This window comes from Thauera phenylacetica B4P (assembly GCF_000310225.1).
GTDB classification, from domain to species: Bacteria; Pseudomonadota; Gammaproteobacteria; order Burkholderiales; family Rhodocyclaceae; genus Thauera; species Thauera phenylacetica.
On the sequence record NZ_AMXF01000509.1, the window covers coordinates 1 to 935 of the forward strand.

Genomic DNA, 935 nt, shown 5'->3' on the forward strand with positions numbered 1-935 from the left:
GCGGCCCTGGCCCACGAAGCCGCGCAGCAGCGCCTGCACGCCGCGGTGCAGGCCGCACAGCCCGGCCAGGATCGCCTCGCCACGGCGCGGCGCGCGCTCGAGAGCCTGCTCGCCGACGATGGCGCCGAGGCGCGCGCGCTGCATCCCTACGCGCGCGCCCTGCTCGAACAGATCCGTGAACGCCAGCAGCTCGGCGCACTCGCCGAGCGCCTGCGCCGCCAGCTCGACGAACGCGCCCGCGCCACCGGCGTGCAGGAGCAGGAGCTCGAGGCCTTGCGCCGGCAGAACGCCGAGCTGCAGCGCAAGCTGGACGCGCTCGCCGACATCGAGCGCCGGCTGAGCCCACCCGCCCAGCCCGTGCGGCCCCGCACCGGGGCGCAGGAGTGAGCGCCCTCGCACGGCCGGAAGGGCTGCGCGCGCCTCCCGCACGGAGGAGGTCACGCGCCCGCAGGAGCCCTCTCCGGTGAGCACGGCGATCAGGGCCTACACGACCGAAGCCGCGGCGCCGGCCCGCCTGCTGGTGGTCGACGACGACACCGACCTGCTGCGCCTCTTGTCGATGCGACTGCAGGCCAACGGCTACCGCGTCGCCACCGCCGACTGCGTCGAGGCCGCGCGCAGCCGGCTCGGCGTGGAGCGCTTCGACCTCGTGTTGAGCGACGTGCGCCTGCCCGACGGCGACGGTCTCGCACTCTTCGAGGACATCCGCCGCCAGCATCCCGCGCTGCCGGTCATCCTGCTCACCGCGCACGGCAGCATCCCCGACGCGGTCGAGGCCACCGCGCTCGGCGTCGCCGGCTATCTCACCAAGCCCTTCGACAGCCAGGCCTTGCTGCAGGGCATCCGCCAGGCGCTGCGGCTGGCCGGCCCCGCCCACGCCCGCAGCGGCCTGCGCGCGGACGCCGGCGTCGACGCCCCCGCCCGCAGCGGCGACG

2 protein-coding genes are annotated in these 935 nt (G+C 76.4%); both read left to right on the top strand.

The annotated features are described in order from the left end of the window. Window positions 1-387: hypothetical protein (locus C667_RS23360; RefSeq protein ID WP_004390438.1), on the top strand; the 387-nt coding region annotated here is incomplete at its 5' end. A gap of 76 nt (window positions 388-463) precedes the next feature. Further along, the coding region (locus C667_RS23365; RefSeq protein ID WP_004390440.1) for a response regulator at window positions 464-935 on the top strand (472 nt) is incomplete at its 3' end.